Raw genomic sequence first — 13,041 nt, forward strand, 5'->3', positions numbered from 1 at the left:
TCATCTCCCCGCCCTTTGCAGCTTCGCCAGCTCAGCCGCCACATCAATAATCATGTCTTCCTGCCCGCCGACGGCTTTGCGTCTGCCGACTTCGAGCAAAATATCCCGCGGATCGACGCCGAAGCGTTTGCCCGCCCGCTCTGCATGCAACAAAAAGCTGGAGTACACTCCCGCATAGCCCATGACGAGACTGCCTTTGCGGATTTCCTGCGGATGCGGCATGATTGGACCGACGATGTCTTCGGCGACATCCATCAGTTTGTACAGGTCGATGCCGAGATCGACGCCCATGCGATCGAGCACCGCGATCAACACCTCTGTCTGCGCGTTGCCCGCTCCTGCGCCGAGACGTCCGCTTCGGTCACATGCGTGGCTACCCGGACAAGTCCCGCCCCGCGCTTTTGCGCTTCTTTCAGCTCATGCACCGTGCCGATGCCCGGTATGAGCAGCACCGCGACTTTTGCTTGCCTGCACGAAGCGACCGCCGCTTCGATCAGCTCCATTTCGTCGACGAGCGAGCGACCGTACTGGATCGTCGAGCCGCCCAGACCGTCTCCGTGGCTCACCTCGATGTAAGGAACGCCTGCCTCATCCAGCCCTCGGGCGACGGCCTGCACCTGCTCGCGCGTGAACTGGTGGGCGACGACGTGGCTGCCGTCGCGCAAGCAAACTTCTGTCATTTTGATTGGTCGATCGCTATTTTGTTCCAAGGCTTACCCCTCTCCCATCCAAAAGATGACGGGCGACCTCTTCTCCCACCCGCACAGCCGCAGCCGTCATGATGTCCAAATTGCCAGCGTAGGGCGAGAAGTAGTCTCCCGCACCTTCGACCTCCAGAAATACGGTCACGCGATTTTCTTCGAACAGCGGCTCCTGCTTCAGCCGATAGCCGGGAACGTACGCTTGCACCTGCTCGACGATCTCCAAAACAGACTGGCGAATCGCCGCCTCGTCCATCTGCTTTACTTCGCACTAAACGGTGTCGCGCATTTCGTGGCCGAACCGTTCGAGCAACAGCCGGATGTTCAGCGGCTCGTAACTCAGCGAGTCGAAGTAAAAGTTTTTCGTATAGAAGCTTGGCGGCTGCTCTGTCACGCGCAGATGCGGCCAGACGTTCCAGCCTTGGTCCAGGCGCGGCATCCGCTCCCGGCCCAGCGTCTCCCACGGATGGACAAACAGCGGCACGTCCCACTTCGCGCAGCTTTCAAAAAACGGCAGGAAGGCCGGATCGTCGAGGTTTTGCCCGTTGATGTTCGTGCCGATCTCGATTCCTTTCAGCCCTAACTGATGAATGCAGCGATCCAGCTCGCGGATCGAGCGGTCCACGTCCTGCAGCGGAACCGTTCCGAGTCCGATGAACCGATCGGGATATTGGCGCACCGTGTCGGCGATGAAATCGTTTTGCAGCCGGGCCATCGCTTCCGCCGCCTCTGCAGAGGAAGTCTATTCTGGCTGCCATTCGTTCACTTCCTCGGATGCTACATGCCCGCAGCTTTTGCATGTCCGCAAATCTTCACTGCCATTGAACGCATGAATCGCTTCTTTTACTTGCTTTTCGATATCTGTCAACTGCACGCGTGTCCGATGCATCTCGTGGTCGCATTTTTCGCAGAACCAGACGAGGTCTTCCAGCTCGCCGTGATCGCGGTTGCGCTCGATGACCAGGCCAATCGTATCTGCCACGCGATGCGGGGAATGCGGGACATTCGCTGGCAAGAGAAACATTTCCCCCTCGCGCACCGTCACTACCTCCCGCTTGCCTTCGGCGTTGATGATTTCCACGTAGCAATCGCCCTTGAGCTGGTAAAAAATTTCTTCGGACGGGTCGACGTGGAAGTCGCGGCGCTTGTTCGGGCCGCCCAGCACCATCATCATCAGCTCGGCATTTTTCAGACGACCTTGTTGTTCACTGGCGGTTTCAAACTGTCCTTGTTTTCCTCGATAAACTTCCAGATGTTGACCGGTTTGGTGATGGTGCTCATGATACGACACGCTCCCTTTGGCTGGTTTGGATTGGTTTGCTGCAAACAACGTCATCGTCGGCCGGGGCGGCAAAAGCAGCAGCTCTCCCTGGCAAAACGGCACATTTCTTCGAACAGGCGGCAGGGGTTTGGGTATGGTTGACGAATGGTTCTGTACAGACTTCTCCCTGTGGTGTTTTCGGGTGGCCGCTTGAAAACTGCTCCAACAAGAGGGAAGTCTCTTTTTTTGCCCATCAGCCTCGATACCCAAACCGCCTGGAAAGCGCCAGTGCGGCATGCTTGACTTGCTGAATGAACGTCGTCATTTTGTCGTCGGGGAAACGGTGCTTGGGCCCGGCACAACTGATGGAGGCGATCACCTTCCCCTCGTGGTTGAAAATCGGTGCGGCTACGCATTTCAAGCCGATTTCGATCTCTTCGTCGTCAATCGCGTACCCTTGCTCGCGAATTTTTTGCAGCTCCCGCTTGATCGCCTCCGGGTCGGTCAGCGTAAAAGGGGTAAGCGCTTTCAAATCTGCTTGTTGCAAGATGTGATCGACAGTCGCCTCGTCCAAATAGGCGAACAACGCCTTCCCTCCCCCCGTACAGTACAAGGGAGCGCGCTTTCCGAGCATGGAGTACATCCGCAGAGAAGCAGGCGCCTCGACTTTTTCCACGTACACCACTTCGTCTTTGTCGAGCACGACCAGGTGAACCGTCTCTTGCAGCGTCGCCACGAGGCTCTGAATGATCGGATAGGCGAGATTGCGCAGCTCCATTCCACTGCCGACCAGATTTCCCAGCTCGAACAGGCGCAGCCCCAGCTTGTACTTTTGATCGGTCGGCTTTTGTTCCAGGTACCCCCTGTGCTCCAATGTTTTCATCAAGCCATGAACCGTGCTTTTCGACAGCTTCAGGCGATCACTGATCTCCTTGACGCTCAGCTCTGGCTCGGTGAGAGAAAACAACTCCAGGATGTCGATGGCTCGATCTACCGATTGGATAAACTTCTCGCTCATGTTCCTCCTTTTCGTTCGATATTATCGAACAATATTCGATAATGTTGACTACACTTCTTATTATAGGCTTGATTCCCGAAATGCGCAATATACAATTCAGAGTTTTCTGACAGTAATCTTTTTTGCAAGCAGCCAAACAAAAAAAGAACCTCGCGCCATCGTTGCTCACGAGATTCTTGCTTTATTGTCGGCCGATCCAGACGACCAGCGCAATTTGCAACATACAAAACAGTGGGACCAAAAACAAAAAGGAGGCGTGCCGGGTCTTGTGGCGATGAATCAGCATCCCCGCCAATGCGCCTGGCCCTCCGCCGAGAAAAGCGGCCAAAAGGAGACTGGCCTCGGGAATCCGCCAGCTTTTCTTTTTCGCCAGACGCTTGTCCGCACGCATCAAAAACCAGGCATAGCCGTTCAAAACGAGGGCGCCCGCAGCCACGACGATCGCCTCGTAGCTGAAATACCCCGCAAGGACGAGGAGCCATCCGGCCGCAAGCACCAGATTGCGATTGCGCCTGTGGATTGCCACCTGCTCATGTCTCATCGCCTACTCTCCTTTTGCCCGAAACGCCCGGTTGCTGACGATGACCTTGCGCACGATCAGCCAGGCGGCCAGCGCGACTACGATGACCAGCAAGGCGTAGAAGCCGTACTGGCGAATCATCCCGATAATCGCCTCCACGTTGTTTCCGAACACGTAGCCGAGGAAGTAAAACGCGATGGTCCAGACAAGCCCGATCGGATACGAAAGCAGCGCGTAGCGGCGATACGTCATGCCGCCCAGCGCCACCAAATACGGAACGACGTGGCGGACAACCGGGAACAGGTAGCTGATGCACAAAGCCGTCGTCCCGTATTTCTCCAAAAGGCCCGTGGACCGCTCGACGGCGTGCCGCATCTTTTCGCTTTTGGACAGCCATTGCAGGATCGGCTTTCCGAAGTATTTTCCCAACAAAAAACCGATGGTCAATCCGGAGGCAACGCCCATGTACCCGGCCAAAAACGAGTAAAACGGGTCCAGAAGGCCGATCGAGGCGAGAAAGCCTCCGGTCGCCACGACCAGCTCATCCGGAATGGGCAAGCCGACGATTCCCAGCCAGAGCAGGAAAAAAATCGCGACGTAGCCGTATTGCTCTATGATTGACATCAGCAGGTTGATTTCCATGAGGCAAAATCCCCTATCTTCGCCACTGGCGGCAAAATCTTGCGCAGGCTGGCAGCGGCTCTCGTGCAGTATGTGACTCTTAGTAATTACGTACAAACACGTAAAAAGGTACTTGTCTATTTTGCAATAGATGAACCATTTTTATCAAGCGAAGAAATCACGGACAAAAACAGCCCGTCCATCAGCCAAGATGCTTGAGCGCCTCCCGCCTGCTCAGGTTCGACAGCACAGTCCTTTCCACAAAGCCACGCACTGCTTCCGGTTCTGTCTTGGCATACTCCCGCAAAGCCCAGCCGATTGCTTTTTGGATAAAAAACTCCTTGGAAGCCCCACAGGACTCAATCAAGGCGAAAAGCAGCTCCCGATCCGTCTTGGCCTTGTAAGAAAGCTGAAACAGGAGCGCCGTCCGCGCGAGCCACATATTATCGCCTTTGACCCAGTCAGTCGTGTTCGGGCGGATCAGCTCGGGGTAGCGGGAAAAAAGCGTGCCTGTTGTATGTGCGGCGAGATAGTCGACCGTATCCCACCACGACTTCGTTGTAATCCACTTGACTACACGCGGCAGGTGCTCGGGTGTCAGTTGCTTTTTCGTCTTTGCCAACAGATCCATTGCCACGTATTGGTACTCGCGCTCAGGCAATGCCCACAAGCGCGCCACGACCTGCTCCCAGTCTTGCGGGATGCCGTGCTCGCGAAACAACTGTCTGGACAGCTCGCGGCGCAGCGGAGCCTTGATCCCCAAAAAAGGAAACTGATTTTTCATGTACCGCTCCATCGGCCCGGCGTTCTTGGCATCCGCATGGCTCGCGAGCAAGCGGACAGCCGCTGTCGTAAAGGCACACGTCATCGCGCTCCCTCCTTCCCCGTGAAAGCTCGTGCTGCTTCGCTTTCCCTGCGATCAGCCGGCAGCATGTACCTCCTGATTCACGACTGCAAAATCGTTCTTATCCTCCTTTTTATACGGATAGTACACGACCAGCGTAAAATCGCCCTCGATAACTTCCCCGGTTCTCAACCACGTCTCAATGTCAAACGTCACCTTCGCCGTTACCGTGTGCTTGAAATAGTCCTTTTCCAGAGCGGCATGCGCGGCAAAGTCTTCGCGCAGCCGGTCGCGCTGCTCGTAGATGGCGGCGTACGTCTTTTGCATCGCCTCTTTGTCCAGGACGTCCTCCCACCACAGCTTGCGCGGACGATGCTTCTGGTTGCGCAAGTAATCGAACTTCATCAAGCTCTGCACATGCCCAAGCCCCTCCACGTTCTCGTGCTGCAAAAAAGCTTGCAGGCGCAAAAACAAATCTTCAAGCTGATGGCCGATGCGGCTCCAGCCCTGCTGTTCCCAATAGTCGCCAAACGTCTGGAAGAAGTCAAACGGCGTCTCGAACTGATTCGCCAACAGCCACTCCAGCGTGAGGTCCATCCGGTGTGCGTTCCAGTATTTTTCCAGGACGTCTTCCACCCGCTTGATCTTTTGCATGTCCGCAAACGAGAGGACGTTGTTGCCCAAAATCTCGTACGGCGCTTCATCCATGAACACGTAGCCGTGGTTGGCGGCACGCGCTCGCACTCCGGTCCCGCGCAGCATTTTCAAAAAGCCGAGCTGCAACTCCTCCGGGCGCAGGGCGAACACATCGTTGAACGTCTTGCGGAACGACTGGTAGTCTTCCTCCGGCAAGCCTGCGATCAAGTCCAGGTGCTGGTCGATTTTGCCCGACTCCTTGATCTGCGTCACGGTTCTGGCCAGACGGTCGAAGCGTTGAATCCGCTGTACGAGGCGGTTTGTCTCGTCGTTGGTGGATTGGACGCCGATTTCGAAGCGGAAAATGCCCGGCGGTGCGTTTTCAGTCAAAAAGTCGAGCACGTCCGCCCGCAAAATATCGGCCGTAATCTCAAATTGAAACACCGTTCCATTGTGGTTGTCGATGAGGAACTGGAAAATCTCCATTGCATACTTTTTATTGATGTTAAACGTGCGGTCCACGAATTTAATCGTCTTCACACCGTGGCGAATCAGCCGCAGCAAGTCTTCCTTGACCCGCTCCAGGCTGAAGTAGCGCACCCCGTCTTCAATGGAAGACAGACAGTACTGGCATTTGAACGGACACCCCCGGGATGCCTCGAAATAGACGACGCGGTTGTTCAGCTCGTCGAGATGATCCGCATAGGGCGACGGAATCGTATCCATCTCTTCAATCTGGGCTCTCGGTGCCGAAAAGCGAACGTACTCGTCGTCGCGATAGGCGATTCCCGCTACATCCCGCAGGCGAGGAGGCTTGCCCTCGGCTTTCGCCTCCTGATAGGCTTGCAGCAGCTCCAAAAAAGTCTGCTCCCCTTCTCCGATGGCGATCACGTCAATCTCCGGATGCTTTTTCATCCACTCGTCCGCGTCGTAGGTCACTTCCGGCCCGCCGAGAATGACAGCGACGTCGGGGCATACTTTTTTCAGATTGCGGATCACATCGAGCGTCTCGCGAATGTTCCAGATATAACAGGAAAAAGCGACGATATCGGGCTGTCGCTTGTAGATGTCTGCGACGATGTTGAGCGTCACATCGTTAATCGTGTACTCCACCAGCTCGATGCCCGGAAAAGCTTTCTGGGCGTAGCTGCGCAAATAGCGCAAGGCCAGCGAGGAGTGGATGAACTTGGCATTTAAGGTCGATAGTACAATCTTCATGGATGGGTCTACTCTCCTTGCACAAAATCCGGCGACGAAAAAAACCATCAGGCAAACGATGGTCTGGCGTCCAACCGGGCGATTCCTTTCGTAACAGTACCATACGAGGCCAGAGCACGGCAAATCCGGCCCGGCCCCGCTCAGCGATTCAGTTCGCGCACGACATGCCCCAGCTCAGGCACAATCAGCCGATTCATCGCGAGCTTGACCGCCCCAGTCGAGCCAGGCGTGGAAAAGATCATTTTTCCCCCTCTGGTGCCCGCCACAGCGCGGCTGAGCATGGCCGCCGAACCGATGTCCTCCGTATAGCTCAGCATCCGAAACAGCTCGCCGAAGCCGGGCATTTCCTTTTCCAGCAAACCGGAGACGGCTTCGAACGTGTTGTCTCGCGGCGAGATGCCTGTCCCGCCGTTGAGCAGGATGACTTGCACCTCGGGATGCGCGATTCCCGCTTCAATCGCGGCAGTCACCTCGGCAGGCTCGTCCTTGACGATCTGGTAGAGGGCGACGTGATGCCCTGCCTCGGTTAATAGTTGCCTCATTAATTGTCCGCTCTTGTCCGTCTCTTCGGTTCGCGTATCGGAAACGGTAATGACCATGCACGTCACCTGTTTTGGTGACAGCGCCTTGTGCTCCTGTGTGCTCATATCGTGATCTCCCTCATTTTCTGCTGGCTTGTTTCTCTTATTCTACCATTTTCTCTCGGCACGGGTCTTGCCAACCGTCCTTTTGCAACGATTTCTTCACTTCTTCTACCCTAGAGGACGCTGTTTTCGATATAATGCTGGTGACAGTTATTTTTGACAGACAAGGAGGCGTACCCGGATGGCAGAACGCCCATTTTTTTCGTTTCATTTTCACAAGCAATCCCATACGCCGATTTATGTGCAGCTAGCCGACCAACTGAAAACGGCTATTCTGCGCGGGGCCTTTCTTGTAGACGGACAACAATTGATCTCGCTGCGGGACATGAAAACCGTCAGCGGCTGCTCGCTGGAAACCGTGAAAAAGGCGTACGACCATCTCGCGCTGGAAGGCTGGCTGGAAGCCGTGCACGGCAAAGGCTACTACCTGACGACGCTCGCAAAGGAAGCTCGTCTGGAAAGCCGCTTGCCGTTGACCGACATCCCGATTGCCTCGCTGGCTGACTCCTCGCCCCGCCCTGGCGAAGAGCTGGTCAAGCGGCTGCGCGGCGCTTTTTACGACAGTTTGACCGTGCTGGACGAGCCTTCCGCGCAAAAGAAAATCAGACGGACACAGGCGGCCAAAGTATTCGCCGATCACCTGAAGAGACGCGGCTTGCCGCACTCGCCCGAGCGCGTGCTGCTGTTCAACCGCAGCACCAGCGGCTTCGCCTTTCTCGCGCAGCGCGTCATGAATCCGCGCGATGTCGTCTACGTAGAGGAATACAGCTACCCGGTCTTTTTGCGCCTGCTCAGCCAGTGCGGGATCACCGTCCGCCCGATCCGCCTGGACGAAGAAGGAGTCAGCATCGAAGCGCTCGATGCCGAACAGGAGCACTACCCGGCCAACTGGCTGTTAATCAACCCGCACTACCACTTCCCGACAGGCATCAGCTACTCGTTGAAGCGCAAGGAAGAGTTGCTCGCCTGGGCTGAACGGCACAGCGTGCGCATCGTGGAAAACGACCACTACGGCGACCTCTGGTTCGAGGAGCCGAGCAAACCGATCTACGAGATGGCTTTTCAGCAAAAAAGCCCTGTCGAGGTGTACTACCTGCACTCTCTGTCGAAAACATTGGCGCGCGACCTGCAGCTAGGAGTCCTGATGCTGCCTGCCGATTTTAGCGAAGAGGAACTGGAACGCTACAGGCAGATCGTGTCCATGACCGGAGCAGAGCCGTCCTTGCTCGTCGTCGAGGCAGCGGTCCGGCTGCTCGACGATCCATGGTTTTCCGAGGTGTATTTGGCGGACCGCCGCGCACTGTTCCAATCCCGCTTTTTGCGGCTGTGGAAGGAAAAGAACCACGCTCTCCCGGCCCACGCGCGCATGTACCCGATCACGGGCGGGCTCAACACGTGGATCGAGTGGGGCACGCCGACCGCAAACGCGACCGAGCTGGAAGAAAGAGTCGTCGCCATCCTGCGCGAAGAAGGTCTGGAGCTGACCTGCGGCCATGCGTTCCGCGTAGCCGACGAGCCTGCTGACACGAAGCGCCGCCCGGCTGTGCGCTTCCCGCTCGCTCCGATGGAGGAACGGGAGCTGAAGCATTGGCTGCATCGCTTGGGAGCTGCGCTGCTGCGGTAATATTATCGGGGGCCAGACAACGATACGCCCGTATGCCGGCGAGAGCAGAGGGCGTATTTTCGCTCGCCAAAATGGCTCAATCACCATCGGCTGAACGCGCAAAAACCCTGCCGCTGTCCATCTGGACGCCGTGGCAGGGTTCTTTTTTGCTTTTTTTACTTAGGCTGCCATTGTTTGGACAGCTCGTCGCGCACGAGTTGGCCCATTGCTACTGTGCCAATCGCCTTGCTCGGATCTGCCGCGATATCGCCTGTGCGGTGTCCCGCTTCGAGGACGGACCAGACGGCGTTTTCTACTGCCGCCGCAGCCTCATCCATGCCGAGCGAGAGGCGGAGCATCATCGCGACAGAGAGGATCGTTGCCAGCGGATTGGCAATGCCTTTTCCGGCGATGTCAGGAGCGGAGCCGTGCACCGGTTCGTACAGCCCGAAGCTTCCCGCTGCCAGACTTGCCGAGGCCAGCATGCCGATCGAGCCTGTCAGCATCGCGGCCTGGTCGCTCAAAATGTCGCCGAACATGTTTTCCGTCACGATGACGTCAAACTGCTTCGGAGCGCGCACGAGCTGCATCGCGCACGAGTCGACCAGTTGGTGGGACAGCTCGACATCCGGGTAGTCGGCCGCTACCCGCTCTGCTACCTTGCGCCAGAGGCGGGAGCTTTCCAGCACGTTCGCCTTGTCGACAGACACGAGACGCTTTTGGCGTTTGCGAGCGATCTCAAAGCCTACACGGATAATCCGCTCGACTTCCGCTTCGGTGTAAATGCATTGGTCTTCGGCTACTTCGCCGTTCGGACCGTCGTAGCGCTTTTTCTCCCCGAAGTAAATGCCTCCGGTCAGCTCGCGCACCACGATCAAATCTACGCCGGACACCACTTCCGGCTTGAGCGTAGAAGCTTCGACGAGCGAGCTGTGCATCGTCGCCGGGCGAATGTTGGCAAACAGCCCAAGCTCCTTGCGAATCCCCAAAAGTCCTGTCTCCGGGCGAAGGTGCCCCGGATTTTGATCCCACTTCGGGCCGCCTACTGCACCGAGCAGCACCGCGTCGGCCTGCTTCGCCAGCTTGACGGTCGCTTCCGGCAGCGGAGTTCCGTCGGTGTCGATGGCGATTCCGCCGATCCGGCCTTCCTCGCACGTAAATGTGACGCCTTCGCGCTCTCCTACAAGCTGAAGGACTTTGACTGCTTCCTGCATGATCTCTGGTCCGATACCGTCACCAGGAAGAACGGCGATGCGATAATTTTTCTTCATCGTTTATCCCGCTTTTCTTTTCTGTAATGGTTTTTCGTTCCTTGCTGGTTTCTTTTTTCCTATCCAATCCGTTTTGTTCTAGTTTGCAGCGACTGGCACGGATTCCCCGCGGCGCTCCAAAATTTTGTTGATCGCGCGCACGTAGGCGATCGCGCTCGCTTCCAGCACGTCTGTGCTGACTCCGCGGCCAGTGACGGTCAGCTCGCCTTGCTGGAGGCGGACGAACACTTCGCCGAGCGCGTCCTGTCCGTGCGTGACCGAGAGAATTTTGTAGTCGATCAAGGTGACTTCTTCGCCTGTGGCGCGGTCAATCGCCTTGTAGATCGCATCGACGGAGCCGTTGCCAATCGCCGCTTCCTCGACGACCGAGTCGTCAGCCCGCTTCAGGCGGACGCTTGCCGTCGGCACGGAAATGTTGCCGTAGGCGAGCTGCACCGATTCGAGCTGAAACGCTTCGGCACCGCGAACCATTTTTGTATCGATCAGGGCAAGAATGTCGTCGTCCGTAATTTCTTTTTTCTTGTCGCACAATGCCTTGAAGGCGGCAAAGGCGGCATTGACTTCCTCTTGGTCGAGGTGGTAGCCCAGTTCCACCAGCTTTTCCTTGAACGCGTGACGGCCAGAGTGCTTGCCGAGCACCAGTTTGTTCGACTTGAAGCCGACCGACTCCGGACGAATGATTTCGTAGGTGGTGACTTCCTTCAAGACGCCGTCCTGGTGAATGCCGGACTCGTGGGCAAAAGCGTTCGCGCCTACGACGGCTTTGTTGCCCGGCACGATCATTCCTGTCAAACGGCTTACGAGCTGGCTGGTCCGCGCGATTTCCTTCAGATGAAGTTTGGTTGTCGCCTGGTAATAGTCCTTGCGTGTCTCCAGTGCGAGCGCCACTTCTTCCAGCGCCGCGTTGCCTGCGCGTTCGCCGATCCCGTTGATCGTACCTTCTACCTGTGTAGCTCCGCCTTCCACGGCAGCCAAGCTGTTTGCGACAGCCATGCCCAGGTCATCGTGGCAATGACAGCTCAGGCGGATTCCTTCTGTCTCTGGCACGCGCTTTTTCAGTTCGCGGAAAATGTTGCCGTACTGGTACGGCGTCATGTAGCCGACGGTGTCCGGAATGTTCACGGTTGTCGCGCCTGCCTTGATGACCGCTTCCACTACCTCGGCCAAAAAGTCGATCTCTGTCCGCGCCGCATCCTCTGCGGAAAACTGTACTTCTGTGAAGTATTTTTTCGCATAGGTGACCGCCTCCACCGCACGAGCAAGGACCTGCTCCTTGCTCATGTTCAGTTTGTACTGGCGATGGATCGGAGACGTTGCAAGAAAGACGTGGAGGGATGCGTTTTGCGCGTTGCGCAGCGCTTCGTACGCCTTATCCATGTCGTCTTTGACGGCACGTGCGAGACTTACGACGGTGGAGTTTTTCACCCGCTTCGCCACTTCGGCCACAGACTTTTGGTCGCCTGGGGAAGCAGCCGCAAAGCCAGCCTCAATTCTGTTTACGCCCAGCTTTTCCAGTTGAAGGGCGATCTCCACCTTTTCGTTCGTGCTGATGTTGACGCCCGGAGACTGCTCCCCATCGCGTAATGTCGTATCAAAAATCTCAATGGTCCGCATGAACTTTTCACCTCCACTTTTTTTCCTACATTATATATGTCTCTCTATACGGGTCCTTATTGCCCGATTTTCGCTTCTTCTTTTTTCGTTTCTTTGTTCAGCCAGGACATCATGCCGCGCAGTTGTTGTCCGACTACCTCGATGCCGTGCTCTGCTTCCAGACGGCGGCGGGAAGTGAAGCCAGGACGGTTTGCCTGGTTTTCCAGGATCCAGTTGCGAGCGAATGTACCGTCTTGGATTTCAGCCAGCACTTTTTTCATTTCTTTGCGCGTTTCTTCTGTGATGATGCGGCGGCCTGTGCTGTAGTCACCGTACTCAGCCGTGTCACTGATGGAGTAGCGCATGCGAGCCAGACCGCCTTCGTACATCAGGTCGACGATCAGCTTCAGCTCGTGCAGGCACTCGAAGTAGGCGATCTCTGGCGCGTATCCTGCTTCTACCAGCGTATCGAAGCCTGCTTTTACCAGCTCGCTTGCTCCGCCACACAATACTGCTTGCTCCCCGAACAGGTCTGTTTCTGTCTCTTCGCGGAAAGTCGTTTCGATCACGCCTGCTTTTGTGCAGCCGATTCCGCTGGAGTATGCGAGTGCGAGGTCTTTTGCATTGCCAGTCGCATCCTGGTAGATCGCGATCAGGCCAGGTACGCCAAAGCCTTCTTGGTACACGCGGCGCACGAGGTGACCCGGGCTTTTTGGCGCAGACATGATAACGTCTACGTCAGCAGGCGGCACGATTTGCGCGTAGTGGATGTTGAAGCCGTGGGAGAAGCAGAGTGCTGCGCCGGATTTCAGGTTTGGCGCGATCTCGTCGCGGTACACTTGCGCCTGGCGCTCGTCTGGCATGAGGATTTGCACCACGTCAGCGCGTTTGGTTGCTTCGGCCACTGTCAACACTTCGAAGCCGTCTTTTGCCGCTACGTCCCAAGACTTCCCTGGGCGCAGACCTACTACTACTTTATAGCCACTGTCGCGCAGGTTTTGCGCTTGCGCATGTCCTTGGCTGCCGTAGCCGATGATGGCGATTGTTTTGCCGCGCAGTACCTCTTTGTTTACGTCTGCTTCATAATACATTTTTACCATTTGTGTAGCCT

General features: G+C 56.5%; 10 protein-coding genes and 4 pseudogenes. 1 reads left to right on the forward strand and 13 read right to left on the reverse strand.

What is annotated here, in order from left to right; all coding sequences use genetic code 11:
- The 10 genes and pseudogenes from AC27IT_RS04345 to AC27IT_RS04390 form a co-directional block, all read right to left on the reverse strand.
- Positions 1–710: pseudogene (locus AC27IT_RS04345) on the reverse strand (hypothetical protein).
- A pseudogene (locus AC27IT_RS04350) lies at positions 697–990 on the reverse strand (acetaldehyde dehydrogenase (acetylating)); the annotation flags it as partial. The pseudogenes AC27IT_RS04350 and AC27IT_RS04345, both read right to left, overlap by 14 nt.
- Positions 991–1,434 (reverse strand): annotated as a pseudogene (locus tag AC27IT_RS04355) (amidohydrolase family protein); the annotation flags it as partial. It abuts the pseudogene before it with no gap.
- A 9-nt stretch (positions 1,435–1,443) separates the two neighbouring features.
- Positions 1,444–1,982: pseudogene (locus AC27IT_RS04360) on the reverse strand (3-hydroxyanthranilate 3,4-dioxygenase).
- 233 nt (positions 1,983–2,215) lie between these two features.
- Positions 2,216–2,980, reverse strand: a complete 765-nt coding sequence (locus AC27IT_RS04365; protein ID WP_487091620.1) for an IclR family transcriptional regulator — start codon at positions 2,978–2,980, stop codon at positions 2,216–2,218.
- Between the two features lie 181 nt (positions 2,981–3,161).
- Complete coding sequence (locus AC27IT_RS04370) at positions 3,162–3,521, reverse strand: DUF1294 domain-containing protein (RefSeq protein ID WP_026557750.1); 360 nt, start codon at positions 3,519–3,521, stop codon at positions 3,162–3,164.
- A gap of 3 nt (positions 3,522–3,524) precedes the next feature.
- Positions 3,525–4,142, reverse strand: a complete 618-nt coding sequence (locus AC27IT_RS04375) for a DedA family protein (protein ID WP_025844155.1) — start codon at positions 4,140–4,142, stop codon at positions 3,525–3,527.
- A 181-nt stretch (positions 4,143–4,323) separates the two neighbouring features.
- Positions 4,324–4,989, reverse strand: a complete 666-nt coding sequence (locus tag AC27IT_RS04380) for a DNA alkylation repair protein (protein ID WP_221843090.1) — start codon at positions 4,987–4,989, stop codon at positions 4,324–4,326.
- Positions 4,990–5,040: 51 nt separating this feature from the next.
- Positions 5,041–6,819, reverse strand: coding sequence for a B12-binding domain-containing radical SAM protein (locus AC27IT_RS04385; RefSeq protein ID WP_005829315.1), 1,779 nt, complete (start codon positions 6,817–6,819; stop codon positions 5,041–5,043).
- A 140-nt stretch (positions 6,820–6,959) separates the two neighbouring features.
- Complete coding sequence (locus AC27IT_RS04390) at positions 6,960–7,466, reverse strand: MogA/MoaB family molybdenum cofactor biosynthesis protein (protein WP_005829317.1); 507 nt, start codon at positions 7,464–7,466, stop codon at positions 6,960–6,962.
- A 178-nt stretch (positions 7,467–7,644) separates the two neighbouring features.
- On the opposite strand from AC27IT_RS04390, the gene AC27IT_RS04395 reads away from it, so the two are divergent.
- Positions 7,645–9,087 (forward strand): aminotransferase-like domain-containing protein, encoded by a 1,443-nt coding sequence (locus tag AC27IT_RS04395; protein WP_005829318.1) that lies wholly within the window; start codon positions 7,645–7,647, stop codon positions 9,085–9,087.
- A gap of 155 nt (positions 9,088–9,242) precedes the next feature.
- Here AC27IT_RS04395 and leuB read toward each other — a convergent pair whose 3' ends face one another.
- The 3 genes from leuB to ilvC form a co-directional block, all read right to left on the reverse strand.
- A complete protein-coding gene (gene leuB, locus AC27IT_RS04400) occupies positions 9,243–10,337 on the reverse strand; it encodes a 3-isopropylmalate dehydrogenase (RefSeq protein ID WP_122953458.1) in 1,095 nt (364 codons plus the stop codon).
- Between the two features lie 78 nt (positions 10,338–10,415).
- Complete coding sequence (locus AC27IT_RS04405; protein WP_005829322.1) at positions 10,416–11,951, reverse strand: 2-isopropylmalate synthase; 1,536 nt, start codon at positions 11,949–11,951, stop codon at positions 10,416–10,418.
- A 56-nt stretch (positions 11,952–12,007) separates the two neighbouring features.
- Positions 12,008–13,030 carry a ketol-acid reductoisomerase gene (gene ilvC / locus AC27IT_RS04410; RefSeq protein WP_005829324.1) on the reverse strand — a complete coding sequence of 341 codons (1,023 nt, stop codon included), beginning with the start codon at positions 13,028–13,030 and terminating at the stop codon, positions 12,008–12,010.
- Between the last annotated feature and the right edge of the window lie 11 nt (positions 13,031–13,041).

The organism is Brevibacillus sp. YAE8, assembly GCF_057543335.1.

What these genes read in the sequence shown, in the direction of transcription:
- ilvC (WP_005829324.1), bottom strand. Translation starts at nt 13,030, where the DNA reads ATGGTAAAAATGTATTATGAAGCAGACGTAAACAAAGAGGTACTGCGC.
- AC27IT_RS04390 (WP_005829317.1), bottom strand. Translation starts at nt 7,466, where the DNA reads ATGAGCACACAGGAGCACAAGGCGCTGTCACCAAAACAGGTGACGTGC.
- AC27IT_RS04405 (WP_005829322.1), bottom strand. Translation starts at nt 11,951, where the DNA reads ATGCGGACCATTGAGATTTTTGATACGACATTACGCGATGGGGAGCAG.
- AC27IT_RS04385 (WP_005829315.1), bottom strand. Translation starts at nt 6,819, where the DNA reads ATGAAGATTGTACTATCGACCTTAAATGCCAAGTTCATCCACTCCTCG.
- AC27IT_RS04370 (WP_026557750.1), bottom strand. Translation starts at nt 3,521, where the DNA reads ATGAGACATGAGCAGGTGGCAATCCACAGGCGCAATCGCAATCTGGTG.
- AC27IT_RS04395 (WP_005829318.1), top strand. Translation starts at nt 7,645, where the DNA reads ATGGCAGAACGCCCATTTTTTTCGTTTCATTTTCACAAGCAATCCCAT.
- AC27IT_RS04375 (WP_025844155.1), bottom strand. Translation starts at nt 4,142, where the DNA reads ATGGAAATCAACCTGCTGATGTCAATCATAGAGCAATACGGCTACGTC.
- AC27IT_RS04380 (WP_221843090.1), bottom strand. Translation starts at nt 4,989, where the DNA reads ATGACGTGTGCCTTTACGACAGCGGCTGTCCGCTTGCTCGCGAGCCAT.
- leuB (WP_122953458.1), bottom strand. Translation starts at nt 10,337, where the DNA reads ATGAAGAAAAATTATCGCATCGCCGTTCTTCCTGGTGACGGTATCGGA.
- AC27IT_RS04365 (WP_487091620.1), bottom strand. Translation starts at nt 2,980, where the DNA reads ATGAGCGAGAAGTTTATCCAATCGGTAGATCGAGCCATCGACATCCTG.